The 1777-nt window shown below is 37.4% G+C and carries 3 protein-coding genes; all 3 read right to left on the reverse strand.

Features of this window, described 5'->3' with window-relative positions:
• Nucleotides 1-274: DUF4389 domain-containing protein (locus HRT72_08435; GenBank protein NQY67733.1), on the reverse strand; the 274-nt coding region annotated here is incomplete at its 3' end.
• Between the two features lie 57 nt (nt 275-331).
• Nucleotides 332-1429: a DegT/DnrJ/EryC1/StrS family aminotransferase gene (locus HRT72_08440; protein ID NQY67734.1), complete on the reverse strand. Its 1098-nt coding sequence runs from the start codon at nt 1427-1429 to the stop codon at nt 332-334.
• Nucleotides 1420-1777 (reverse strand): hypothetical protein (locus HRT72_08445; protein ID NQY67735.1); only part of this gene is annotated, 358 nt, incomplete at its 5' end. The genes HRT72_08445 and HRT72_08440, both read right to left, overlap by 10 nt.

The raw sequence follows: 1777 nt of genomic DNA on the forward strand, positions 1-1777 counted from the left end.
CAATTGCAGGATATCCATCTGCCAAGTTATAGGAACGAGCCTTCCACCGGACATTCCATCGCATTAGTCCAACTTGAAATTCAAAAAAACTTTCTGGATACCTTCCTGTAAAAAGAATGATCCACATAGAGAGAAACGTTAGAATACGACTCCAAATTCCGAAAAACATAAGAAGAAATGCGTGTGGTAAATCTATATAGAGAAACCCTAAAAAGCCTCTTAATAGAAGCTCCGTTTTAGAATAACTTTCTTGTCGTTCGATATATAATTTCATGCTAGTTGGTTTATGTTATAGCATGAATTTACAACATTCATTTCCATTTATAACACACTAAGAACTAACAGTTCTAGTTATAATATCTGAAATTTTTTGAATGGTATCTTCATCTACATTATTGTGCGACGGAAGACAAATAATACGCGACGCTAAACTCTCCGAATTCGGAACATGGCAACTTTTATCTTTAAGGCTCTCAACCTGATTTAGAGACGGATAGAAATACCGTCTTGGATAGATTCCCTCTTTATTTAATTCGGCGATAACCTTCAATAAAGTTTCCTCAGAATTTAAAGTAATGGGCATGTAACTGAAATTATACGACTCCTTATTTATCTTTTGAAATCCTATTGATTCTATGTTTTCAAGCCTTTCTCTGTAACTTGAATAAATTTGCTTTCGATGCTCTATGACCTCTTCAACAAGTGGAATATTCACCAATCCTAAGGCAGCATGCACCTCGGTCATTTTTCCGTTACAACCTTCATCAACAATTTCTCCTTGCCCATCGTAACCGAAAAATCGAAGTCTCTTTATCCGACTAATCAGTTCTTCAGATTTCGAAACGCAAGCACCTCCCTCGCCAGAGTTCAATAATTTCGTTGCATGAAAACTTACTGTAGATATATCACCATATTCCAAAATGTTCACTCCCTTGTACTCAACATTTGAGGCATGAGCTCCATCGTAAATAACCTTAAGGTTGTGCTTGTCAGCAATCTTTTCTATCGCCTCCACATTACAAGGATTACTAAAAACATGTACCGCGCAGATGGCAACTGTATCCTTCATTATACTAGCTTCAATTTTATTCGGATCTATGTTATAGGTGTCTGATTCTACATCAACAAAAACGGGTATACAACCTTCCCACTTAATCGCACTTGCCGTGGCTATCCAAGTAAAGGCAGGAGTAATTATTTCACCTTTTAGGTTGAGTGCTCTTATGGCCAGTTGAATTGCAAGCGTACCATTCGTAACAACAGCAAGATGATCCACTTCATATAAATCTTCCAATTCACTTTCGAATCTTTGTACCAACGGCCCATTATGCGTAAGAATCCCCGACTCCCATGCTGGCTCCAACATTTCTTTAAATGTGTCCAAACTTGCCAATGAAGGCTTTGTCACAAATACTTTTTTCAATTCGATTTAATTTTAAACTCTTCCATTAGCTTCGCTTGAGATATAATGTCAGAATAATCTTTTGAGAAATCTTCCCTTTTTAAGGTATCTACAAAATCGTCCAAGGCATTCAAGAAATGATTGTCGGGCGGAAAATTAATTTCCTCCACTCCTTCCTTAGTTTCAATTGTAATCTTTGGACTAACATCAGGATGTGCCGAGTACGCTCTATGCGACGTAATTTTCCCCTTCGTTCCCCACAACTCGTAGTTACATTGATATGAATAATCTGCACCGAATACTATTTGCGAAATCTGCTTTCCATCTATCGTAGAAAGACTTGCCCCACCGTCAATATCAATTCCTTTATCATTA

It is taken from the genome of Flavobacteriales bacterium, assembly GCA_013214975.1.
Classification (GTDB): Bacteria; Bacteroidota; Bacteroidia; order DT-38; family DT-38; genus DT-38.